18 protein-coding genes and 4 pseudogenes are annotated in these 24108 nt (G+C 58.6%); 9 read left to right on the top strand and 13 right to left on the bottom strand.

Annotated features, from left to right (window positions below; genetic code table 11):
* Positions 1–11 precede the first annotated feature (11 nt).
* Entirely contained in the window at positions 12–1067 is a 1056-nt protein-coding gene (locus tag PQQ86_RS32655; RefSeq protein ID WP_408276588.1) for a class I SAM-dependent methyltransferase, read from the bottom strand.
* Between the two features lie 204 nt (positions 1068–1271).
* Between PQQ86_RS32655 and PQQ86_RS32650 the strand changes: the two are divergent.
* Positions 1272–1442: pseudogene (locus PQQ86_RS32650) on the top strand (isochorismatase family protein); the annotation flags it as partial.
* Positions 1443–1526: 84 nt separating this feature from the next.
* Positions 1527–1965 (top strand): annotated as a pseudogene (locus PQQ86_RS32645) (MarR family winged helix-turn-helix transcriptional regulator).
* A gap of 120 nt (positions 1966–2085) precedes the next feature.
* Here the strand turns inward: PQQ86_RS32645 and gtdA are convergent.
* The 5 genes from gtdA to PQQ86_RS32620 form a co-directional block, all read right to left on the bottom strand.
* Positions 2086–3129, bottom strand: a complete 1044-nt coding sequence (gene gtdA, locus PQQ86_RS32640; RefSeq protein ID WP_408276585.1) for a gentisate 1,2-dioxygenase — start codon at positions 3127–3129, stop codon at positions 2086–2088.
* A 17-nt stretch (positions 3130–3146) separates the two neighbouring features.
* Positions 3147–3797: a maleylacetoacetate isomerase gene (maiA, locus tag PQQ86_RS32635; RefSeq protein WP_408276582.1), complete on the bottom strand. Its 651-nt coding sequence runs from the start codon at positions 3795–3797 to the stop codon at positions 3147–3149.
* 1 nt (position 3798) lies between these two features.
* Positions 3799–4497, bottom strand: coding sequence for a fumarylacetoacetate hydrolase family protein (locus tag PQQ86_RS32630; protein WP_408276580.1), 699 nt, complete (start codon positions 4495–4497; stop codon positions 3799–3801).
* Positions 4498–4532: 35 nt separating this feature from the next.
* The gene (locus PQQ86_RS32625; protein ID WP_408276577.1) at positions 4533–5732 is read right to left on the bottom strand and encodes a 3-hydroxybenzoate 6-monooxygenase; all 1200 of its coding nucleotides are present in this window, start codon (positions 5730–5732) and stop codon (positions 4533–4535) included.
* A gap of 80 nt (positions 5733–5812) precedes the next feature.
* The gene (locus tag PQQ86_RS32620) at positions 5813–7180 is read right to left on the bottom strand and encodes an MFS transporter (protein WP_408276575.1); all 1368 of its coding nucleotides are present in this window, start codon (positions 7178–7180) and stop codon (positions 5813–5815) included.
* Between the two features lie 78 nt (positions 7181–7258).
* Between PQQ86_RS32620 and PQQ86_RS32615 the strand changes: the two genes are divergently transcribed.
* The 3 genes from PQQ86_RS32615 to PQQ86_RS32605 all read left to right on the top strand — a co-directional run bounded on the left by PQQ86_RS32615 (position 7259) and on the right by PQQ86_RS32605 (position 10141).
* Complete coding sequence (locus PQQ86_RS32615; protein ID WP_408276572.1) at positions 7259–8179, top strand: LysR family transcriptional regulator; 921 nt, start codon at positions 7259–7261, stop codon at positions 8177–8179.
* Between the two features lie 96 nt (positions 8180–8275).
* Positions 8276–9358 carry an NAD(P)H-flavin reductase gene (locus PQQ86_RS32610; protein WP_408276569.1) on the top strand — a complete coding sequence of 361 codons (1083 nt, stop codon included), beginning with the start codon at positions 8276–8278 and terminating at the stop codon, positions 9356–9358.
* 87 nt (positions 9359–9445) lie between these two features.
* The gene (locus PQQ86_RS32605) at positions 9446–10141 is read left to right on the top strand and encodes a M24 family metallopeptidase (RefSeq protein ID WP_408276566.1); all 696 of its coding nucleotides are present in this window, start codon (positions 9446–9448) and stop codon (positions 10139–10141) included.
* A 67-nt stretch (positions 10142–10208) separates the two neighbouring features.
* Here the strand turns inward: PQQ86_RS32605 and pdxR are convergent, their stop codons facing one another.
* Positions 10209–11693 carry a MocR-like pyridoxine biosynthesis transcription factor PdxR gene (gene pdxR, locus PQQ86_RS32600; protein WP_408276563.1) on the bottom strand — a complete coding sequence of 495 codons (1485 nt, stop codon included), beginning with the start codon at positions 11691–11693 and terminating at the stop codon, positions 10209–10211.
* A 135-nt stretch (positions 11694–11828) separates the two neighbouring features.
* On the opposite strand from pdxR, the gene PQQ86_RS32595 reads away from it, so the two are divergent.
* Positions 11829–13253: an APC family permease gene (locus PQQ86_RS32595; RefSeq protein ID WP_408276561.1), complete on the top strand. Its 1425-nt coding sequence runs from the start codon at positions 11829–11831 to the stop codon at positions 13251–13253.
* Positions 13254–13256: 3 nt separating this feature from the next.
* Positions 13257–13958, top strand: a complete 702-nt coding sequence (locus tag PQQ86_RS32590; protein ID WP_408276558.1) for a glutamine amidotransferase — start codon at positions 13257–13259, stop codon at positions 13956–13958.
* Between the two features lie 22 nt (positions 13959–13980).
* Here the strand turns inward: PQQ86_RS32590 and PQQ86_RS32585 are convergent, their stop codons facing one another.
* The 3 genes and pseudogenes from PQQ86_RS32585 to PQQ86_RS32575 form a co-directional block, all read right to left on the bottom strand.
* On the bottom strand, positions 13981–14565 hold the full coding sequence (locus tag PQQ86_RS32585) for a GNAT family N-acetyltransferase (RefSeq protein WP_408276555.1): 585 nt from the start codon (positions 14563–14565) through the stop codon (positions 13981–13983).
* Positions 14566–14778: 213 nt separating this feature from the next.
* On the bottom strand, positions 14779–16059 hold the full coding sequence (locus PQQ86_RS32580) for a condensation domain-containing protein (RefSeq protein WP_408276553.1): 1281 nt from the start codon (positions 16057–16059) through the stop codon (positions 14779–14781).
* Positions 16060–16246: 187 nt separating this feature from the next.
* A pseudogene (locus PQQ86_RS32575) lies at positions 16247–17014 on the bottom strand (alpha/beta fold hydrolase).
* Positions 17015–18258: 1244 nt separating this feature from the next.
* Between PQQ86_RS32575 and flgE the strand changes: the two are divergent.
* Complete coding sequence (flgE, locus tag PQQ86_RS32570; RefSeq protein ID WP_408276550.1) at positions 18259–19494, top strand: flagellar hook protein FlgE; 1236 nt, start codon at positions 18259–18261, stop codon at positions 19492–19494.
* A 95-nt stretch (positions 19495–19589) separates the two neighbouring features.
* On the opposite strand, the gene PQQ86_RS32565 is transcribed toward flgE, so the two are convergent.
* The gene (locus PQQ86_RS32565) at positions 19590–21359 is read right to left on the bottom strand and encodes a hypothetical protein (RefSeq protein WP_408276547.1); all 1770 of its coding nucleotides are present in this window, start codon (positions 21357–21359) and stop codon (positions 19590–19592) included.
* A 700-nt stretch (positions 21360–22059) separates the two neighbouring features.
* Between PQQ86_RS32565 and PQQ86_RS32560 the strand changes: the two genes are divergently transcribed.
* The gene (locus PQQ86_RS32560) at positions 22060–22824 is read left to right on the top strand and encodes a GNAT family N-acetyltransferase (RefSeq protein WP_408276545.1); all 765 of its coding nucleotides are present in this window, start codon (positions 22060–22062) and stop codon (positions 22822–22824) included.
* Positions 22825–23040: 216 nt separating this feature from the next.
* On the opposite strand, the pseudogene PQQ86_RS32555 reads toward PQQ86_RS32560, so the two are convergent.
* Together PQQ86_RS32555 and PQQ86_RS32550 are read right to left on the bottom strand one after the other, a co-directional pair.
* Positions 23041–23520, bottom strand: a pseudogene (locus tag PQQ86_RS32555) (LysE family translocator); the annotation flags it as partial.
* A gap of 319 nt (positions 23521–23839) precedes the next feature.
* Entirely contained in the window at positions 23840–24079 is a 240-nt protein-coding gene (locus tag PQQ86_RS32550) for a hypothetical protein (protein ID WP_408276542.1), read from the bottom strand.
* Positions 24080–24108: the final 29 nt, after the last annotated feature.

Below are 24108 nucleotides of genomic sequence, written 5' to 3'. Positions count from 1 at the left end.
AACCACGTTTGTTAAGGGCGTGCCTCGAAAATCAGGTTAAAGGGTGTTTCCGAAGCACGTCGGAACCGGGTGAAACCGCCTTCTTTCACCACGCCGGAGATGCGGGTCTCACCTGCCTGGGCGCCGAGACACATTGCGCCGTCTTGAGCGCGAGACGCGGGTGTGCATATCAAAGTGGAAGCAGAGTAGAAGATGCGGCCAACCGGATTGATATTATCCTCGAGCGAGTCATTTGCGAAGGGTTCCACGATCAACCAGGTGCCGTCGGGCTTCATGCTCTCGCGGACATGGCGCGACGCACCTATCGGGTCGCCCACGTCATGCAGGCAGTCAAAAACTGCGACCAGATCATAATCATGGCCGGGGAAATCCCGGGCGCATGCGACTTCGAATCGTACGCGGTCGGCCACACCTGCGGACGCAGCCAACTCGCGCGCGCGTTGAGTGGATGCCTCGTGGTAGTCGAAGCCGACAAAAGTTGAATTCGGGTAAGCCTGTGCCATGATGATTGTCGAGACTCCGTGCCCGCAGCCGACGTCGGCCACACTGGCGCCTGACACCAGTTTGTCATGTACCCCATCGAGTGCCGGAATCCAGTCTGCGACGAGATGGGCGGAATAGCCGGGTCGAAAGAATCGTTCGGTGCCGTGGAATAGTGACGAATCATGCTGATGCCAGCCGACTCCAAGTCCTGTGCGGAACGTGGAAATTGCCCGTGGTATCGCCTTGAATGCCGCGACCGCGACCTCGAACGCGCCGGGAATAAAGGCGGGGCTGCCTTCTGTCGCCAGGGCGAAAGTCTGCTCCTCGGTCAGGCTGAACTTCTCTGTAGCCGGGTCGTACCTTACGTAGCCACTTGCCGCCTGAGCGGAAAGCCATTCGCGCACGTAGCGGGCATCGGTTTCGGTCTTTCTCGCCAATTCTTCAGCAAGCAGCGGGGCCTCCGCCAGCGCTTTGTACAATCCAAGCTTGTCTCCGACCACCACTGTCGCAGCATGCATTGCCGCACCGAAATCACGAGCGAAGTTGCCCATGAATGCGTTGAGTTTGGTATCGTCAAGTGCCATGAAGAGTCCTTGTCAGTGGATGAGTGAACGGATTTTCATGCACTCTTGAGAGCCCATGTGTAGGTGAGAACAGTTCACGAGACAAGACTATTCCGGCGACTGCAGGCCTTTGACGAGAAATCTTCAAGATTGGGCGAGATCTTCGGTTCGCGCTCGAAGAGGCAGTCTACGCGCGCGCCAAAGAGTTTGCGTACGGATGACGAGAGCGTCGTCGATGCGATGTCGAACGGCTTTCGTCCGCTCGTGCTTTCCGACTGTGTTGGCGATCGCGCGGTAGGTCCGCATGAGGCCAATCTGTTCGACATGCAGCACAAATACGCTGCCGTGATGCCGTTGGCGGACGCGCTCGTCGCAATCCAGCAGAGGGATCGCTGACGCCGGCAAGCCGCGCACGGAAGGGAAAATTAAGGGTGTAAAATTCTTTATCTTAGCGGCGCGGCGAGCGGGTGATTCACGTTCATGACATCCCACGAAGAAACCTATGACTTTCACGACCAGATCGGCCATTTGCTGCGGCGCGCTTATCAGCGCCACGTCGCGATTTTTCAGGAGGCGATTCCTGACTCCGATCTCACCGCCGCGCAGTTCGTCGCGCTCTGCGCTGTCAAGGATCAGCAGCAGTGTTCGCTAAACGACATCGTCAAGACCACCGCGATCGATCAGGCCACGATACGTGATCGAGCGGCTGAAGGCGCGCGCGCAGATCGAGGTTGGCCCGGATGCCGAAGACAGGCGCAAGGTAATCGTGCGCCCGACTGCGGCCGGCGTCGCGCTGATCGAACACACGGTGCCGTTCGCCAAAGAGGTCACAGAGCGGACCTATGGCGCGTTTAACGCAGGCGAGCGGGTCGCGCTGCAGTTTCTGCTGCGCAAGATGATCCAGGCGGACGGGGAGTAGGTGCCGGGTCGCTGTGGATAGCGGTGTACCCCGCCCGCGACTGTTGGCGATCGGCGACGCGATCGGCCGGATCGTGCCGATCGTGCCGGCCACGCCGGAGGTCGTACTCGGATTGCTGAATCAGAACCGTTGCTCGCGGAACAGCCCGAGCTTCTCCTGTGCGACGCGGTCCGAATAAGAGAACAGCAACGTGTCCTCGCTTGCGTGCAACGTGTACTTCATCCATCCGGGAATTACCACCACGTCATGCGGCGCGAAGTCGAACTGTTGGCCTTCGACAATCGCGTAACCGGCGCCCTCGACGCAAACGAACACGGCGCTGTCGGTCGAGCGGTAAGGCGAGGTCGAGAAACCCGCCGGTAGCATGCGAATCATCGTCGCGAGCGTCGGCATCGCCCAGCCGCCGTCCACGGGGTTCGTATAGCGCATCAGGTGGCCGGCGTGCGGGTCCGGTGCGCCCGCGCGAGAGAGCGCATACAGCGCCTCGCGAGTGCGGGCATACGGATAGTTGAACACAGGGGAATTCAGCGTCGAGGAACGGTAGCCGACCGGCATCAGTCCGGTGCCGTAACGTGCGAGCGCATCGCCGGCCGGGCGCGTGATCGGCGCTTCGTCGACCTCGTGTTCTTCGCGAAAGACACTGTTGAAAAACGCGACGATAGGAATGTCGAGTCCGTCCAGCCACACCATTGGCGCACTGCCCTCGTGCCCGTGGTGATGCCATGTCCATGCGGGCGTAATAACGAAATCGCCCGGCTCCATATAGGTTTTTTCGCCGTCCACCGCGGTGAACGCGGCGCTCCCTTCGATAATGAAACGCAACGCGGACTGCGTGTGCCGATGCGCGGGCGCGACCTCCCCCGGCATGATCAGCTGCAAGCCGGCATAAATCGTGTTGGTGATGCGGGACGTGCCGGGCAGCCCCGGATTCTCGAGTAACAATACGCGGCGCTCGGCTTCGGTGGCCGAAATCAATTCAGCGGATTCGAGCAGATGCGGCCGCGCGAGTTCATAACTCCAACGATGCGCGACGCCCACAGGCGTCGGCTCCGACGGGATCAGCGTGCGCAGACGTGTCCACAATGCCGCCATCGAATGCGGTTCCAGTGCGCGGTAGAACGATTCGCGCTGCGCCTGAACGTCGGGGCTGGGTAAAACGGACATGATGGAAATCTCCAAAATCAATGGCCGATGAAATCCGGCTGTGCGCCAGGCGCCGCCGCTTGAAACGCGGGATGCCGCTGGCAAAAATCGAACAGGCGTTGTATACGCGGGAATGGCGAGAGGTCGTACGCTGCGCGCAGCGCGTTGGCGACCTGCGGCACGATGCAGCAATCGGCAAGCGTCGGCGTGTCGCCGACACTCCAGCCTTCGCGCTCGGGAAGCCATTTCTCCAGCGCATTGAAGCCGGCCGTGAACCAGTGATTGATCCATTCGGCTTTCTGCAAATCTGTCAGTTCGAGGGTGTTGCTCAGATACTTCTGGACCCGCATGTTGTTCAGCGGATGCATATCGCACGCAATGGTCAGCGCAATTTCAAGTACCCGTGTGCGCAGCGGTCCATCGCGAGGCACGAGCAACGGTTCGGGCTGAAGCCGGTCGAGATGATCGATGATGGCAAGCGACTGCGTGATGCTATGCAAGCCGTCCTCCAGCACCGGCACGAGCCGATTCGGATTCAAGCCGGCATACACGGCGGTGTTCTGTTTTCCGGCGCGCAGGTTGACGCCGATATGCCGCCATTGCAGCTGCTTCAGTGCGAGGGCGATGCGAACCCTGTAGGCAGCCGAACTGTTGAAGAAGTTATAAAGCGAGAGGTCGGACGTGCTCATGTCATACCACTCGCACTTCAATGTCCGTCAGTCCAGCGATGCCGCCATGCATGGTCTCGCCACGCTCGACCGGGCCGACACCTTCCGGCGTGCCAGTGAAGATCAGGTCGCCCGATTGCAATTCGACGTACGTGGACAGGTTGGAAACGATTTCCGGTACCGACCAGATCAAGCTGTCGAGATCGCTGCGTTGACGGTCGCGGCCGTCCACCTTGAGCCAGATTTCGCCGCCCGCGGGATGACCGGTCGACGACGCCGGATGCAGAAGCGAGATTGGCGCCGACTGGTCGAAGCTTTTGCCCGGTTCCCACGGCCGCCCCTTGTTTCTTGCCGTGATCTGCAAGTCGCGGCGGGTCATGTCGAGACCGACGGCATAGCCCCAAATATGATCGTTGGCCCGCTCGACGGGAATGTTGCGTCCGGCCGTTCCGATTGCCGCGACCAGTTCGATTTCGAAGTGGTATTCACGGGTGGCCGGCGGATAAGCAATCTGGGCAGGCAAGCTGGCCGGCGAGACGACGATCGCATCGGTCGGCTTGGCGAAAAAGAAGGGCGGCTCGCGGTCCGGGTCCATCCCCATCTCGCGCACGTGCGCTGCGTAATTTCGGCCGACGCAATAGATACGTCGTACCGGAAAATGACCGTCTCCGCCCGCTACAGGGATGGACACGACTGGCGCGGGTTGCACAACGAATTTCATGAGTGACTCCATAGGTGAGGCCGTTATGTTCGTAATCAGGCGGCGAGACAGTTGTCCGCTTTCCATCCATAGAGCCATTCGAGCGAATCGTAGAAACGCTCAGGTGTTCTGTCTTTCCAGAGCGAATTGCGCACCAGCCGTTCGACTCCCGACGCGTGGCAAAGCCTGCCAAACTCGCGCGTCGACAGGACGACGCGCGCGGTACGGGCAATGCGTGCCCGTTCATAAACGGAAAATGCTGCGAGCAGGTCACCGTCTTTCACGCGCACCGCGGCGCCGAGTGTCACGGCATCTTCCACCGCCATGCAGGCGCCTTGCGCGAGGTATTGCAGCAGCGGGTGCGCCGCGTCGCCGAGCAATGTGATGCGACCGGTCGTCCAGCAACCGATCGGCTCGCGATCCGCGGTGGCCCAGCGTTTCCAGGTCTTGGGCAGAGAGAGGAGCCGGTGTGGACGCTCGTCGAACTGGGTGAAATAGGACAGGACTTCTTCCTGACTGCCATCGGTCACGCCCCACGTTTCCTGCTGCCGGCTATGGAATGCGACGACGAGGTTGTACTGCTCGCCGGCGCGAACAGGGTAATGAACGATGTGGCATTTCGGACCGACCCACAGTACGGATGCATTCCAGCGCAGGTCAGCGGGAAAATCCTTCGCGTCGATCACCGCGCGATAGACGACATGACCGGACACCCGCGGCGCGTCGCCGACCAGTTGTTCACGAATCGCCGATTTCACGCCGTCGGCGCCGATCAGTGCACAGCCGCTGTAGGCGTTGCCACGCTCGTCAATGGCCGTCACGCCATCGGCGGATTGTTCGACGCCCGTAATGCGAGCCGACGTGACGAGTTCGATCCGGTCCGACTCCATGACGCTCTCTAGCAGCGAGGTATGCACGTCGGCACGATGCGTAACCGCGTATGGATTGCCGAAGCGCTTGCGAAACGCGTCGCCCACGGATATGTCCGCAACCGGCTTGCCATCGACGGCGTCGATCATCGTCATGTAGTCGGTGTAGACCGCGCGGCTGCGGGTTCGCTCGCCGACACCCAGCGCGTCGAAGGCGGCGAATGCATTGGGACCGAACTGCACGCCCGCGCCGATTTCGGCGATGACAGTCGCCTGTTCAAGTACTTTCACGTGACAACCTTCTCGCGCCAGTGAGAGTGCCGCGGCGAGTCCGCCGATTCCTCCTCCGACGACGAGAACAGGTTGTTTGCGGCTAACGATATGCATAACATTCCTCTAGAGTGGTTCTATGACGGCCGGTCCGGCTCTATGCGGCCCTGCTTGACTGAATGACCCGCGACTTCGCTTCAGAGATTCGACGCGTTGCGAGTCCCCGGCGTTTGCGCTTTCACGCTGCCGAAGCAGCGATCCGTGCAGCTCTGCTTGAGCAGCACGATGGCGGCAGCGGCGCACAGCGCCGGCACCGCACTGAACAGGAAAATCCGGTTGATACTGAAGCCGCCCGCCAGCACGGCGCCGACCAGCAACGGACCTGCGACCTGGCCCAGGCGGCCCAAGGCCATGGCCCAACCCACGCCGGTCGCGCGCACCGCGCTCGGATAGGTCGATACAGCGAGACTCAACAGGCCTGAACTGCCGCCCCCAATGAAGAATCCGGATAGCGTCGCGCAGAACGCGAGCAGGATCGGCGAGCCAGTCACGTAGCCGAGCGGCGAAACGCTAAGCGCGCCGCAGATGAACAGCGCCGGCAATACTCGCGCCGGAACGAGGCGATCCACGAGACGACCGCCGAGAGCGGTTCCCACCACGCTGCCAAGATTGATGAGCCCGACGATCAGCGCGGCGGCATGCTCGCCGACGCCCGCGCCACGCAGCAAGGCGGGTGTCCACAGCACCAGTACGATTAACAGCACGAAGCACATGAAAAAGCTGATCCATAGCAGTAGCGTGGCAGTAGTGCGTCCGTGAGAAAACAGGTGGCGGATCGGAAAACCCGGAATGCGTTCCTCGAGATCGACGTATGTGGCGTCGCGCGGCACGGCATTCCGCGAGATTCGTTCGATGATGGTGCGAACCGTCCGCTGGTCGGCGTCGCGTCGCAACAGGAAAGGCAGCGATTCGGGCAGCGCGATGACCAGTGCAGCGAGAAAGAGCGGCACCGTGCCGCCCACATAGAACAGCAGCGGCCATCCATAGAGCGGGATGAGATGGGCGCTGGTCGCGGCACCCACCGCGCCACCAAGTGGGAAAGCCGCGTAAAGTACACCGGTCAGTAGTCCTCGCATCCGGTGCGGCGCGTACTCGGATGAGAGCGCGAGAAGGTTGGGGATTGCGCCGCCCAGACCGAGTCCGGCCAAGAAGCGGAAAAGCAGCAGTCCGTTCAGATTGGCGGCCCGTGGCGTCAGAAGAGAGAACACAGCGAAGGTGAGAATGGAACCGATCAACGTCCAGCGGCGCCCGTAACGATCCGCGAGCGGCCCGAGAACAAACGCGCCGACCATCGCACCGAACAGGCCTGCGGAAAAGACCTGTCCGAACGATGCGATCGGGATGTTCAGTGACGCCGACATGGCTTTGGCCGCGAAGCCGATGGCCTGAGTATCGAAACCATCCGTCAACACGATCAGGAAGCTGATTGCAAATAGGCGGATTCGAAATGCACCGATGGGAACGCAATCGATTATCGATGCGATGCTGATCTGGTTTGTCTTCATTGCGTGGGGCGGACCAAAGTTCTTTGACGTTTAGCAAGTGTCGTGACTCACGCATCATTCGACAAGGCAATGGCATGAATGACGATCATGAATGAAATGGATAACTTCGATCTGAACCTGCTGAAGGTGTTCGACGCGCTATGGCGTCATGGACATCTCGGTCGCGCGGCTGAAGAACTGGATCTCAGTCAACCCGCGATTTCGCATTCGCTCAAGAGGATGCGCAAGCAGATGAACGACGAGCTATTTCTGAAGATGCGCACGGGTATGCAACCGTCGCCTCGGGCTGTGCAACTCGCGCCCGTCGTTCAGGCCGTGCTTGCGAATGTGCGCGAACACGTGTTGACGGCGCCGATTTTCGATCCCGCGCAGGCATGCCGGACGTTCACAATCGTGATGTCGGATGTGGGGGAGATGGCCTTTCTGCCGCGATTGCTGGCAAGAATCATGAGAGAAGCGCCGCTAGTCGATATCCAGACCATTTCACCTTCGCACCGTGACCTGATGAGCCTGCTCGAACGCAGCAAGGTGGATCTTTTGATGGGCTACTTTCCAGATCTGCGTGGATCCGACATTTTTCAGCAGCGACTCTTCAATCATGGATTCGTGTGTCTCGCCCGCAAAGGGCATCCGGTCGTGAACGGGGAAATCACGCATAAAGAGTTCAAGGAGTTGTCGCACGTCGTGGTGCAGACGGAAGGTCGAAGCTGGGAAATCGTCGAACAATACTTGCAGAGCAATGGCGTCGAGCGGCGAGAACTTCTGAAGTTGCCCCATTTTCTGAGCATTCCGATGGTGATCGCAATGACCGATCTGATCGTGACCGTGCCGCTTCCCGTTGGCGAGGTGTTTGCGCGTATAGCCGGGGTGCAGGTACTAACGCCACCTTTTCCAATTCCGTCGTTTGATCTGAAACTGCATTGGCACCGCTGCCAACACAGCGATCCCGGCAATCGCTGGTTGAGGTCGGTCGCACTCGAACTTTTTGGCGCGACGTAAACGCGGACTGGACCAGGGTACTTTGCAAAACTGGAGGGATTGCGGGGCCCACTTATTGTCTAAGCTCGCAGTGTGATCCTCAGCTACAGACCGCACATGATTCAACCGATTACCACCGAACGCATCGAAACGGCAGGCGCGCGTACATCGAAGTTGGTGCATGGACAGGTCGAACAGATCGAACCACACGGGCCTGCTGTGACGGTACTGAGGATCCGCCTTGCACAGGGCCACGAATTCGTATGGTTGCCCGGCCAGTACATAGACGTACTGGCCGAGGACGGGCATTTCAGGAGCTTTTCGCTAGCGCGATCTGCGCTCGTCGACGGCTGCATCGAACTTCATATTCGCCGCATTCCGGGTGGCGTGTTCAGCGATCGTGCGATGCGTGCGCTCAAGCTCGGCGACCGCGTGTCGTGGCGTGGACCGTTCGGCGATTTCGGTTCGCAACGCAGCCTGAGCGCAGTACACGCTGTCTTCATCTGCACGAGCACGGGCTTCGCACCTGTGCGGGCGATCGTCGAAACAATAGTGTCAGGAGGATGGCGTAGACCCGTTTCGCTATATTGGGGCGGCCGTTCGGCGGCCGACCTGTATCTTGAGAACGTCGCGCGCGAATGGGCGCGTTTACACGATAACTTCCGCTTCATTCCAGTTCTGTCGCGCAATGTCGAGGGAATCGCAGATGCGCGTCGCGGACGCGTCCAGCGCGCCGTGACGGACGACTTCGAATCGCTCGCGGACGCCGATGTTTACGCGTGCGGTTCGCCCGCGATGATCGAAGACGCCCGCGACACCTTGATCGCGCAACGCGGACTACACCCCAACGCTTTTTTCTCTGATCCCTTCGGGACCGTCGAAATCATGCAAGCCTCCGGATCAGGCGGCAGCGTTCGGATCAGCGCCAATGGCATTGAACACTCGATGTTGGTCGACCAGAGTCTGCTTGTTGCGCTGCGTGATTCGGGCGTGGCAATCCCGAGCATTTGCGGCGGCAGAGGTGCGTGCGGAACCTGCATGGTCGAGATCGACAATGCCTCGCGTGCGACGTTGGCGTCGCCGGGGCGCGATGAACAGGACCTGCTCGAATGCCTACCCAACGTGACGCCCCACTCGCGGCTCGCGTGCCAGATCCGGCTTGATAAATCGGCGGACGGCCTTGCGGTGTCCATCCTCTGAAACAGTGATTCTTTGCTTCGACATCGACCTCGATTCATAGACGTAGTCGACCTCTAACCGCTGCACACAACAACGGAGTGTTTCCCCATGAGTACAGTCGCCTTGACAGACCTCGAACGCGTCGGTGCCTCGTTCGCCGCCGACACCATGCTGACGGTGCGAGCAAAAACCCGCGCGGCGATCCATGAAATTGCTGCGCAATGCCATCCCGGTATGGTGGAGGAGGACGCGGTGGAAATCGCGAAAGACATCCTCAAAGCGGCCGGAATGCGACGCGGCTGGCATGACGTGTACGTGCGGTTCGGCTCCAACACGACCAAAACCTTTGGTGCGCCGTCCGATCCAGGCGTCGTGCTGGGCGCTGAGGATATCTTCCTGATTGACATTGGTCCGGTCTGGGAGCAGTGGGAGGGCGATGGCGGTGATACATTCGTCACCGGCGCCGACCCCGAGATGGCTCGCTGTGCGAGCGACGCCAAGGCGCTGTTCCACGAAGTGCGCGCCAGGTGGCGTGACGACAAGCTGACGGGTGAAGCGCTCTACCAATTCGCCGATCGTCGTGCGAGCGAACTGGGCTGGAAACTGAACCTCGATCTGTCGGGTCACCGGATTTCCGACTTCCCGCACGCGGCGATTTACGAAGGCCCTCTCGCCGAAGTGCCGTTCAGCCCTTCGCCGTTACTGTGGGTGCTGGAGATTCACATTCGGCATCCTGAGAAAGCGTACGGCGCATTCTTTGAAGACATGCTGCTCGACGATACTTTCTTCGAGCACGCTGCGTAACGGTCGGGCCAGTTCGACTCCCGCTGACCGAAGGCGTCGCGCAACAAACGTGACGCCTTTGCGCCTTCTAATCCTGCAGACTCCGCCAGCTTGCCGCGAGCCGCGTGACTGCTTCCGAGAGTTCGCGCTCGTTCAGACTGGCAAAGCCCAGCCTCAGCCCGGAGGTCGGTTCGCCGGACATCGAATACGTCGCGCCGGGCAGCACCTTTACGCCGTGCGACGGCGCACCAGCAACCAGTTTGCCGACATCGACACTCTCGTCGAAACGCACCCAGAACGCCAAGCCGCCATCCGGTACATCGAACTCGATCGCTGACCCGAAATGACGCTTCAGTAGAGCCGCAAAAAACATGCGTCGCTCGTCGTAAATACGCAGCGCTTTGCGCGCGTGACGACGAATCTCGCCAGCTTCCATCATCTCGGCGACCGCGCGTTCGGTCGTGGGATCGCCCTGGCGGTCGATGAGCAGAATTTCTTCCGCCACGCGATCGACGAAGCGCTTTGCGCCCGCGATATAGCCGCTACGCAGACTCGGCGTCAGCAATTTCGACAGCGAGCCGATATATGCAACCTTTCCCCACTGATCGGCACTGGCGAGCGGCAACATCGGCCGGTGCGAGAAATGGAAGTCGTGGTCATAGTCATCCTCGATGATGGCGAAGCCGAACTGATCGGCGAGCGCCAGCAGCCTCAAACGGCGTTCCGGCGGCAGCAACACCGTGGTCGGAAACTGGTGATGCGGTGTCAGATAGACGCATCGCACCCGCTTGCGGCGACAGATCCTTTCGAGTTCGTCGAGTTGCATGCCCTTGTCGTCGATATGCGCGGTGACGACCTCGGCGCCGTTGGCGAGAAAAGCCTCACGTGCGGGCGGATAGCTGAGCGATTCCAGCACGGCCGTGTCGCCCGGTTGGGTCAGCACGCGTGCGGCGACGAAGATCGCCATCTGGCTACCGCGTGTCAGGCAGATGGTTTCGGCGGTCGTGTTGAGACCGCGCTCGGCGTTGAGCATTGAGGAGATCGAGTTGCGCAGGGACCAGGTGCCGCGTGGATCTCCATAGCCTAACTGATTATCTCGGCTCAGCGCCAGCAGGCTGCGCCGGTACGCGCGCGCCATTTCGTTGACGGGCACGAGCCGCGTGTCCGGTGCGCCGTCGTCGAACATCAGCACGCCTGGCTCGGGCAGCAAAAAATCCACGCGGGTTTTTTGACCGGGCAGTCGAAAATCGGGCTCTTCCGGCACGCGCGGCGCTTCGACCGGCCGGAATGCGAACGCGGCCGGCTGCGCCGTCGGCAAACTCGGCGATACGAACGTGCCGCGAGCCCGCTCGGGCGTGAGCCATCCCTGCGCGGTGAGTTCGTCGTACGCGAGGATCACTGTCTTACGATTGACTTCCAGCGCGTCGGCGAGGTCGCGGGTACTCGGCAAGGCGTCGCCCGGATGAAGGCGGCCACGGCGAATGTCTTCGATCACCGCATGAACGATCTGCAGATAAGGCGGTGTTTTCTGGTCCCGATCGATCGTCAGGCCCATTTCCGACGGTCTCAGCATGCTGGTCCACCCTTCTTTAATTTTCTGGAGGATTCATCTGGTCCAACGAGATCGTAGCATCGGTTCATCAACAATGAAGTCACGAAAATATATTCGTGGCACCCCGATCTCGTCTTTGACCTCAAGGTGCAATCCATGGAAACCAATCCTCTTCGCGCCAACTGTCTGAGCTTTTCCGAACTACTGGGACAGGCCATCGCGCTGATTTCCCCCACCATGACGGCCGCGCTGATCGTCCCCGTGATGTTCTCGAACACTGGCGACCTGAGCTGGCTCGCGTATGCGCTCGGCACGGTGATGCTGCTGTTCGTCGCTCTGAACCTGAATCAGTTCGCGCGACGTTCGGCCGGCGTCGGTTCGATGTATGCGTACACCAGCCGGGGCTTGGGGCTGACCGCTGGCGGGATCGCCGGGTGGTCGCTGATTTGGGCATATCTCGGCATTGCGATGGCCGGCATGACCGGGTTTGCGGTGTTCGCGGGCAAGCTGGGCGAGATGGCGGGGCTGAGTCTGCCGCCCGTCGTTTCCTTCGTGACCTGCGCGGCGCTTGCGTGGTATTGCGCGTGGAAAAATGTGCAACTGTCGGCTGTGCTGATGCTGATTCTCGAAGGCGTGTCGATGTTGCTGATCGTCGCACTGTGCTCGATCGTGCTCACCCAGCATCACTTCGCGATCGAGACCCGTCAACTGAATCTGAGCGATACGCCGCTGTCGAGCATGGGGCTGGGCGTGGTGGTCGCGATTTTCAGTCTGGTCGGCTTCGAATGCGCGACCGCGTTCGGCACCGAAGCGAAGAACCCGCTGAAATCGATCCCGCGAGCAGTGATCTGGAGCCTGATCGTTTCGGGCGCGTTCTTCGTGTTCGTCACGTATGCAATGGTCGACGGGTTCAATGGCTACACGACGACGCTCGACAAGGTCGACGCACCGCTCAACGTGCTGGCCGAACTCGCACATGTGAAGTTCCTGCAGGTCCCGCTGTCGCTGGGTGCGATGTTCACGTTCTTCTCGCTGGCGCTGTCATGCATCAATGCCGGCGCGCGCGTGATCTTTGCAATGGGACGCCACGGTCTGTTTCACGCTGCCACAGCCGGCTCGCATTCGACTAATGCGACGCCGCACGTCGCCGTGACGGTGATGGCCGCGATCGCATTCGCGGTGCCGACGATCCTCGCCCTCGCGCACAATGCACCGCTCGAGATTTTCAACTGGGTCGGCACGCTTGCCGCCTTCGGCTTTCTCGTTCCGTATTTCCTGATCACGATCGCGGCGCCCGTCTATCTGTCGCGCATCGGGCAATTGCGCAATCGTGACATCGGCTACTGCGCCGCCGCGCTGATCTTGCTGTTGATCCCGGCCGTGGGCAGCGTCTATCCGTTGCCGCCGGCGCCGGTGGCGTATTTCCCGTATCTGTTCCTCGCGTATCTTGCAGTCGGCACCGTGTGGATCGTATCGTTCCATCGCCGCGTTCCGGCTGCACGAGCGCGAATCCGCGAAGAACTCGCATCGACTCACGAGTCGTATTCGTTATCCGCAACACAAGCCATCAATGAGATTTGAAACATGAAACGGGTAGTAGCCATTCGTCACGTGGCGTTCGAAGACCTTGGCACGCTCGAGCCGGCGTTCACCACAGCGGGCTACCAGGTCAGCTACGTGGATGCGCCTACGGGTGACTTGCAGGCGCTCGATATCGGCGCGCCGGATGTGCTCGTGATCCTCGGCGGTCCGATTGGTGCGTATGAAGAGGACAGGTATCCGTTCCTGCGTCACGAGCTGGCGCTGATCGAAGCGCGACTGAAGGCGGGCCGTCCGCTCCTCGGCATTTGCCTCGGTGCGCAGCTGATCGCGCGGGTCGGCGGCGCGCGGGTCTATCCGGGCGGGCGGAAGGAAATTGGCTGGGGCGAGGTGGAGCTGACTGACGCGGGGGCGCGATCGGTGTTGGCGCCATTGGCGGCAAAATCGGTGTTGCACTGGCACGGCGACACGTTCGATCTGCCGGGCGACGCCGAACTTCTCGCATCGACGACGTTGTATCCGAACCAGGCGTTCTCTCTTGGATCGCGGGTGCTGGCGTTACAGTTTCATCTGGAAGCATCCGCGCAGAGAATCGAAAGCTGGTTGGTCGGGCACGCAGTCGAACTCGCGCATGCGGGCATTGATCTGAAGTCATTGCGTGACAACGCGTCTGTTTCGTCCTCGGTCGGCGGCGAGACTTTGCGGAACTGGCTGAACTCGATCGACGTGTCGACGTTGCGGGGGTGAAGCCTGTGGTTCGCGCCGGCGTTCAGGGTGTTGCATACACTGGCCACTCTTCTGAAGTCACAAAGCCCAGCGACGCGTAAACGCCGCGGGCCGCCGGCGTGCAGTGCAGGAATGCTGTGCGAGCACCTTGCGCATAGGCATGTTGCAACACGGCTATCGTCGCCGCACGTGCATAACCGCGTCGCCGGTACGCTGGCAGGGTCGAGATGTTGAATACGCCGACGTGTCCGTTGACAGCAATGCGAAACGATGTCGCAACCGGGATTCCGCTTTCTTCAACCAGAAACGCGGTCATTCCTTTGGCGCTCAGAATATGTGGAGCACTAAAACCTTTGCAGGCCTCGCCTGGCGCTTCGAAACCAGAGGCGAGGGCGGTGTTGTATGTATCGCGATCCTGCGCGGGAACGCGCCGGACGATTATGTTGCCAGGCAGCAATGCCCTCCCATTGTCCGCGCCCAGATGCTTGATCATGAAGGGCAACGTGAAGGACACGGTTAAACCGCGATCGGCCGCGATCTGTGCAATGCCCGAATTAACGGGAGCGCTGCGCAGTTGAATGCTCCATGGGAGTGCCTCGTTGTCGTATGACGCAGCGAGCGAACTCAACTCGGGTACATTGGGTTCGCGGGTAGTGCTAATCACGCCGTTCAGAACCGAGACCGGCGTGGCGCTCAGAATCGATCTCGTGCCTCGTGGACCTTCCTTCGTGTAGGCACGCGGCTGCAACCGGCAGAATTCTTCGATTGCTTTATGCCAGGCTGTAACGGCAACGTCTACGGATTGAGCGGAGTTTGTCATGTTTTCGAATCTGAACGCAAACTACGCGGCTAGCGCCTCTTCGAGAATTGCTTTTAACTCGCCGAGAAGTCCAGCCATTGCGCCATAGCTCGTGTGCGTGACGCGCAGCATGCCCGCGACCGTGCAGACGCCGATCATCTGGTCGTCAGCGAAACCGGAGGTCACGCAAGGACCCCATAGTGCTTTGAGCGACACGCTTTTGTAGACAGAAGGAATGGGCTGATTGCCCAGATTCGACAGCAGAACGTCGAAGGCCAATACCGCTGATAGAAATCCCGCCGCGTGTTGCACGCTCGGCCTGGCCGACATCGCGGCGTCGAGCGCTTTCAGTTCCGCCACCGCGCTACTACGCGTCTGCGACGGGGCGAGATCGTGTTTGATCTTGCGGGCGGCAATCCATAAAGACGTGCCGCGAGGATGATGGTCGACGGTAATGGTTTGCGTGATGTATACGCCGTCCGAAAGGCCGAATTCGTCGGCGAGATAACGTACGTCGATTGGTGAAACTGTTCGCAAAGCGCGCGTGGACCATTCCGGCGACAGACGTCGGCAGGCTTCGTTAACCGCCGCGGCGATCGCGCCGTGCACGGTGGTTCGCTCCGTACGAGACCGCTCAATGAATCGACGCGTGAGTTCCGCCGGAAGCTCGATCGCCTCGACGTGTGGCACTTCCGCAGCGCCGGCACGAAACGGCCTGGGTGTCGGCGCCAGCGGCGCCTCGGGTAAAACGGCTGCCGCCCGGATATCACTTTCCAGAACGGCTTCCAGCGACTCGACCAGCGGCAAGGGCGGTAGCGACTCCCCCGAAAGCGCGTTCAGCAGGTCTTCGATGAGATACGCGCCGCCTATGCCGTCGACCACGGAATGATGCGCGACCAGAATCAACGTCGAATCGTGCTCGCCTTGCAACAGCGTCGCACGCAGCAAAGGTGCGGCCGACCAGTCGAAGCGCGTGGCGATTTCCCGCGCCACTTCGGTTTGCCAGGTGGTTGCGATCTGGTCGGCTACGCGCAATGGTATTGCTGCGCCGGGTTTGCTATAGAAGCTGGAGTTCGACTGTGCGTCTACGCCGATGTAAGTCGAAAGTAGCGGATGCCGCTGCTGGAGCACGCGAAAGGCCGCATGCCACGCGTCGAGCGAGAAGCGCCGATCGATTTCGGCGACCATGGCGAAATGCGTCGGCCGGTTCTGGTCGAGTAACCAGAAAAGATGCTCCGTGCTGCCGAGCGCGCGAACGCGTGCTGGGTTGGACACCTGCTCACTCAACTGATCGTCTTCGACTTGCGGCTGCGGGTTCTGCACTGTCTGGCTCCGAAATGGATTGTCTACCTGAGACAAAACAGTTGGGAGCGGCTTCTATTCCCTATCGTCGATTTTCCCGCTATGCGCAGCTACAGGCGCTTGTCCAGGGGCGGCGCATAGTTTCACCGCGACAAACGCCGCAATTCGCTCGCGCTGCCTTCGATCAGAACTCTTGTAACGTACCGGCTTATTGCGGCGGCTGACGAGCATGCTCCGCAGCGTTGATGATAGCGTCCGCAACAGCCTGAGGGTGGCTCAGCATCGAGACATGGCTGCCATTCACGCGCGTGACCGTGGCGCCGATGTTTTTGGCCATCTTCTCCTGCAGATCGGGATCGATCATCCGGTCGTGCCTGGTCACGACGAAATAGGAGGGCTTGTTTTTCCAGGCGGGTTGCGTGACTTTGTCGGCCGCGCACCCGAAGTATCACGGCCCTTGAGTGGCGCTTACGATACGTTGTTGCGACGGCCGCAGATCTGGCGCGAAGTCTTCGCGAATACCCTTATCCGACAGCGTCATATAGCCCGCCGAGTCCTTGCGCAATTCGCTGAACCAACCCGGCGCAGGCAGACCCTTCGTCATATCCGCAATCGACTGCTGCTCGTCGGGTGCAAATGCCGCGATGTAGACCAGCGCCTTGACCTTTGGATTGTTACCCGCCTGACTGATGACTGCGCCGGACCACGAATGCCCTACCAGCACCACCGGACCATTCTGCTGTTCGATCACCTGTGTCGTCGCTGCCGTGTCGCCAGCAAGGGAGTTCAGCGGATTTTGAACCGACACTACGTGTAGCCCGCGTGCCTCGAGCAGAGGAATCACGCGACTCCAGCTCGAACCGTCGGCGAATGCGCCGTGCACCAGCACGACGTTCTTGCCGGTCAGATCTTCGGGTGCCGCGGCGTGAGACGTATGGGCCGCAAACAATCCGCTTATTAGCAAGGTACTTTCCAAGTAGGCGGGGCATGGCCTTACTCCGAGGTTGTTCAGATATTGAGAGTTCGACGGCGCGGCCTTGTCCGCCTCGCCGCGAATCGATTTGCGGGACTTCATTGGAAGGCTTAAACGTGTCTGGCGTGTGTCTGCCACAGACAGGAATGCAAGCTAGTTTTTCCTGGCCGACCGCAGATACATTGCGCTACAAAATTCCCGGTTCACCTCATCGCTGCCCGCAACATGGGGATGAAGATGTGGGCGAGCGTGTACTTCTGGGAGTCTCCGCTGGTTTTCTGCTAACAGTAATCAGTAGATGTAGCTAACGTCGCCGCACTAGTTGATGCTCGCCAGCACGTTTAACGGTCGAAGAACCAGCACGTTCTCTAATTAACTTTCAGGCACCTACGCGCGAGTATCCGTTTTGACTGCCCCGCGGAATTCAGCTCGACTGCGCGCTGGAGTAGATAACGGTTATCAGAAGATTAGAAATAGGATACGTATTTAGATAACCGTTATCTATTTATGGAAAAAGAATTTTAACCACGAAAAACAAGGACATTAAAAGAGGAGTTGCTGCCAAATCCTTGCTTAGTTTGACGAAACATCTCTACTCATTGGCCCAATAATTCAGTACATGAGACAGCAACCATCCCAACGGAATGTTCCATGGAATCCATTGAGAAAAACCATAAGCCTCTATTCTTTCCGCCGTCCGTGTACTGGCAGAGCGTTCGACGGTCAGCGCCCGGACAAGACGAATCCTTACCCGTACCTTCGGCCATCGTGGAGTGTGATTCGGCCGCTGACGGCTGCAAAGGTTTCGCCATTTGCAGCGTATGCGTGAGCGGCTGGAATAGCGAAGCCGCCGGTCCGAGCTTCAGGTCACATTGTACGAGTCCCGACGATGTCATTCGAAGTCTCAAAGTAGGGGTTACATGCGTAGACCCAGCGAAACGTCCGCTCCAGGCCACAGGCTATCTTTTTGACCGCGAGCTCGCCTTCGTTGGGATGCTCGACTTCCGATACTTTGGCGAGCATCTGCCCAGGGCAATTGAATTCGACGTAGAAGAATTTAACTTGCCAATTTCCACGACGATACAAGTCAGATTTCAGCTAAACGGTGGTGGATCGTCTCATTTTTTTACGCCACCTTTAATCAGCAGCGTTTTTGTTGAAATTGGGCACTTTTCCCGACGATCCGGTCTGGGATAAATCCTTACTTCCTCGATTCTTTTGATCTACACGTTTTTCGGAGCATAAAAATGAGCTATGCAACAGCTTTGAGCGGACTGGCCGGCGCATCGAGTGATCTCGATGTTGTTTCCAACAACATAGCGAACGCTAATACCGTGGGGTACAAGGAAAGCAGGGCAGAATTCGCGGATATGTATGCGAGTGCGATGACGACTGCGGTGAATAACCAGATCGGCATTGGAACACGCGTATCCAATATCCATCAGATTTTTACGCAAGGAACGATTACCACCACGAACAACAGCCTTGACGTCGCCATTAATGGGAACGGTTTTTTTGCGTTGCAAAAGAATGGTGCGACCGTGTATTCCAGAAATGGCCAGTTTCATCCCGACCAAAACGGAACAATAGTCAACGCCGACGGCCTGCCGCTTATGGGCTATGCTGTGAATGCAGATGGTGTCATCGACAAGGGCAGCATCGTCCCTTTGCAGATCCCGCGCGCCGATTTGGCACCGACGCCGTCAAAAAATATTGCTGCGGCGTTCAATCTGAACTCGCAGGATCCGATCCCCAAGACTGCCACTTTTTCTGCATCAGACCCAACGAGTTACAACTATTCAACGACGACTTCTGTGTATGACTCGCTTGGCGGTGCGCACGACGTCAACCTGTATTTTGTCAAGAACGCTGTTGGCTCATGGGATGTCTATGGAACATCGGGCAGCCCGGCTGCTCCGGTGGGGCCGGGCTCGACCGGCTTGCTAGGGACTGCTACGTTTGACACGTCCGGAAATTTGACAGCGCCAAATCCGGCCCAATTTGCGTTTAACATTCCCAATGGCGCGGATGGGGGAGCGACTACTCAGTCGCTAACGCTGAATCTAACGGGTACCACTCAATACGGGCAAGCCAATGGCATAACGAATCTGACCCCGGACGGTTCTCCCGCCGGGCAACTCCAGAGTTATACGATTGGCAGTGATGGAACGATTACCGGGATCTACCCGAATAGAAGCGCGCAGCCGATAGGGCAGATAGTTCTCGCAGACTTTACCGACCCGGATGGCCTGATCAACTTGGGCGGCAATCTTTTTGGTCAATCTGCGAGCTCCGGCGCAGCGCAGATTGCCACGCCGGGTTCGACTAACCACGGCGACGTTCAAGGCGGTGCATTAGAGGGATCGACAGTCGATTTGACGACTGAGCTCGTCCATCTGATAACAGCCCAGCGTAACTATCAGGCCAACTCTCAGTCAATCAAGACGCAGCAGACAGTGGATCAAACGCTAATCAATCTCTAAGGATTGTCCTTGGTAGCGTTGAGATAACGTTACCAAGGTCACCTGGAGTTAAAGATTGCTCCGGTAGAGCCAACCGGCAGCAATCGCGCGAGTTGCTACTCCAGTACCACACGACTCTGCTTTGCGAGGCTCCTGAATCGGTCGTACCTACGGAGAGCGTCGAAACGTGAGTCAGATTGCAATGTAAGGACTATTGGATTGCGCCTCCTCCGGGCGACTTCAAGGGAGGCGATCGCGGTTGCATGGTCGCCAATTGCCACGGCCAGCAGCGCATTTTCGATCGGCGCGATGTTCGAGTCTCCTAACATCAGGGAGGCCCGGCGAGGGTGCCCGGCCCACGCCTCCATTTCGGCAAAAACAGTACGGTGCGGAACGGACAGCAAAGCAGGTTCGATCAGCCGTTCGATCAGCTGGATCGCCTTCTCGCGAGAGCCAGTCATTGCGTACGCCAAGCCCAGGTATCTGACGACGCCAATGGGCCATATAGCGCTATCTTTCTCTGGAAAAGCTTCAATCAGCGATTCGTACCGGCGCGCGAGAAAAAGAGTGTGCGCGATCGCCGTTGTGATCGACTGAGAAAACGCGTCGAGATCTGCGGCACGATTGAGTTGTTTGAGCGCTTCATCAAACTGACCATGGTAAGTGAGCAACATGGCATACAGATAAAAAGCTCGGACCGAGGCCCCGGCCTTCAACGCTAGCCGAACATGCTCCATGGCCTTTGGCCAGTTCCATCGAAGCCACCCCTGCACCGCTGCAGCTGCACAGTTGGCCGCCGATGAGATGCTGTCAAGGGCGAGGCTACGGTTCACCGCTGGCTTTGCAGCTTCATAGGCCACTTCGTAAGTAGTCGCACCGCTGAGGAAAAGTTCGACATGACCGTCTGCCAAAGCAGAATGCAATCCTGTGTCGTTCGGGCATCTTGCAACGGCCGCGCTGAGGAGGCGAAGTGTATTGCTCACGGTGACCGGATCTCGTTCGTCAATCTCTCGTCTAGCGCGAGCGGCGATGCCGAGTGCCCGGACCGCGGCTAGACTTGGAGAGACCGTCATCGATCTGAGTAGCGAGTAGTCGAGGTGACATCGTGCAGCAATCGCGCAGGCAACGCGGTCTGGCACGCATGGAGTCGCGTGATCCAACAGATCGAATCGATCAGTCCAGACCCCGAAGCCAGCCGAGTCGTAAAGTTGAATCGTGATTCGATACCTATCGCCGTTCGATCTCACCTGGCCCTGCATGAAGGCGTGGGCGCCAAGATCAGTCGCAAGCCTGTGTGCGGGAGAAATTGAATGTGCTTCTTCGTAGCTGTGCGTAATGGCTGCGACCCGGAAGCCAGATGACAAGCTGAACCGGTAAATCAGTTCGTCAGTAAGCGCGGTTGAGAAGCGAACATCTTCTTCCGTGCCAGGCTGGCAAACAAAAGGGAATATCGCGAGGAACATTCCGTCGCCGTCAATGTACAGGTCTGCTTCGTCAGTACGCTTCGCCTGTATGCGCGACTCGGTCTCGCCTGGCGCCTTTCCATTGACCAGGAATACTGGAACATAGGAGCCGATCGGATAATCGATCTTTAGTTCGGTTGAACTGCCGGTAGTCTCGTAATACTTGCGAAGCTTCTGCCGCAGCCGCCGTGCTTCAACTCTGACAACAGGGTCTATTCGGGGGTCGTAAGTCGTCGAACGGTCATACACGTGGGTGCCGATGAAATGTTCCTTCAGAAGATGAGCATGCCCATTGAGTACTGTGTCGACCGTAAAGCGGAGAAATCGAATAAGTCTCGCTGAATTGATGAACAAGCGGCTTGCGGTAACACGATCTAACTCCTTGCCAATTTCAGCTGCGTTTTCGACCACCGGATTCATCATTGGAGGGGCTCGCAGGTATCGGGGTGTCTAAAAGGATATGAATTAAGCATGGTGTTTGATAACAACCCGCGTTGCCGAAATATTCCATCGTTTTCCGATATCTTTGGAAGAGCGCATCAGGAACGATGGTTTTTGACTGAACGTTCAAGTTATCGCAATCCACATCCAGCGCGCAAGTCATTCAAGGCTGCGGTGAACAGGTGCAAGGGTGAACTAGTGGCACGTGGGCAGGGTTCGCGCGAAGCAATGAGGCAGAGTGGCCAGAGTAAAGGGGGACCTCCTGGATGATGGTTCGCGCCGAGGCATCTCAGTTCGCACGCGGATTGGTGCCTGCGCCCTGAATGTGAAAGACTCTGTATGGGACAACACTATGGGTAATCCAATGCTTCCAAAAATTTCGGGAACTAACCCGCTCAGCAGCGGAGCGGATGGACTTGACCTCGAAGGCACGAGAGGGCTGTCTCAGGGTGGCGAACGGCGGAGCAATAATCTGACAGATGCCCCTGAAACCAGACCTCTGCAGAGTAAGCCAGCTGGGCCTCATCTTGATCAGTTGCTGCAGATTCAACGGCAAGAGCGACGGGGCTCGGCTTCTCCTCGACAGCCTGCTCAATTTCGCCAATCGACTGGTCCGTTACAGACCAGGCATCCAGACGCTCGGACGACACAACCCTCGACCGCAGGACGCTCTGCGCTGGCAATGAGTAGTTCAAAATCCGAGATGCTTGCCGTGCCTCCATCTGGTATCCAGGCATCGTCATCGATCTTGGCCGGCGCTGCCGAGACAGGTCGGGCATCGAATTCATCGCCGCAAAAGGTGACACAGCAGGAGTTCGCGGAAGTATCCCAGCAATTGGAGCTAAAGATGCAGAACCTGAGAAAATCGGAAAAAGCAAGGGAAAAGGCGGCAATAGAGGAAAGGAATAGACTGACGTCGTTGAGTAAAAAACAGATAAAACCGATGGATCGGAAGAATCAGCTTGCTCAGCAAAACGAAATAATAAACGACGCCAAAGGGAAGGCAGAGAAGGCGAACCAAGCTGCCGTGATGTTCGCGGAGTATGGTAGGAAAGGCGATAAATATGTGCTTAGGGACGGCAGCAATGATCCTGTTGGGGTGATGTCCATGGACGTCGATCACGACAGTAAGGCCGTGAAGATTGAAACCATCGCGACCGACCCTGGCACTTCGGGAAATGGAGGACGACTGATCGCACATGCGGTCAACGAGTCGCAAAAGCGTGGCATGCAAGGGGTCGTCACGCTGGTCGATGTCAGTGCCAATCAACAGCACGGACATGATGGAGGGCAGAACATTTACGCTCATATTGGATTTAAGCCGGTCGATGGCGAACCGGGCAAAATGATCCTCAACCCTGGCGAATCAGATTCCTGGAAAAAAGACGCCGATACATGGGGGCGCGCTCGGTCGATTCAACGAGTTCCCAAACCGCAATCCACATGACCGCGAAAATACGGAGTTCGGTCTCCAGAACCCGTGCAGCGCGGAAAAGAACGGGCTTCAAACCCAGTTGAGGGCGTCATACGCGCTTAGGTCGGTTCGACTCCGGTTGGCCGTGATAGATGGGTGCATGGCTGGGTAGGGGATTGCGCGGGTGCAGATAGAACGGCACATCCAGCGACTGGACGGTCGCCCAGAACCGCACACCCTCCAACCATGTCAGATACCTGCTTTGTTCGCATTGAAAATCAGGCGCAATCCGAGTGCGGAAATTGCTTCCGCCGCAATCCGATCGACCCACATTTTCCGCCGCAGATAGAGTTCTCGGGGACCATGGCTCGAAAAGCACAGCGCGACAATTACGTACCAGCCGGCCTCAACCAGGAACACGAGAGGCGGCAGAACAAAGTAGCACAAGAGCGGAGGATGCTGCGGAAGCAACGCAGCAAAAATACTGCCGTAGTAAATGGCGGTCTTCGGGTTGCTCAGTTGCGTAACGAGCCCCGCGCCGAATGATCTTCCGACGCTTCTGGATTCCGACGGACGTGTATTGCCGACAGTAAATGGACTGCGTGCACCGCGCCACATTCTGACGCCGATCAGAAGAAGGTAGGCACCGCCTGCTACCTTGAGGCTGATATAAAGCCATTCGACGGTCTGCAGCAAAGTATACAGTCCTGCCAACGCAATGCAGCCAAAGACCGCAAAAGCACTTTGCAGTCAAAAGTCAAAGTCGAGACCGCAACGAACAGTCACCCGTGGAAGAGGCAACAAGCATAGCGGGAACATATCGTCTTCCATCAACCACTCGGCAACCCACCCGTATTGTAGGCGAGCGAAACAGTCGTGCATCGCATGCCTCCCGGCAGAAGTTCCGCCAGGTACGTGGGCGCGACCCCGACGAAGCAGCCGATCAACGCCTCAGCAAACATTGACCCGTGACCGCGAGCATCGGATCTGGGTGGCGCATCAGCCAGGAATAGCGGCAGGCCGAGGACCGGCAAACTGGCCGCTGCAGTCAGTAGAAACGGTCGCCTTCCGATCTGTCTGAGAGCGCGGGTGCGAGCCGGAACGTTCCAATCTGAATGAAGACGGCCAGTGTGCTGATGTCGAGCGCATTGGATGCCACCATATGCTCGGTCTGCCGAAGGTACGTCGTCACGAAGACAAAACACAAGTAGAAACCCACCGAACCGACTGCATTCATGGCGAGAGGAGCAGCATCATGCGCCATTGCGTCCTCAATGATTCGCGCCATGGGAGGCTGCTGTCTTTGCCGTACTTTTC

It is taken from the genome of Paraburkholderia sediminicola (genome assembly GCF_046026675.1).
In the GTDB taxonomy this organism is placed as follows: domain Bacteria; phylum Pseudomonadota; class Gammaproteobacteria; order Burkholderiales; family Burkholderiaceae; genus Paraburkholderia; species Paraburkholderia sediminicola_F.
The sequence above is the reverse complement of the archived record's forward strand: the minus strand, read 5'-3'. Positions and strand labels throughout refer to the sequence as shown.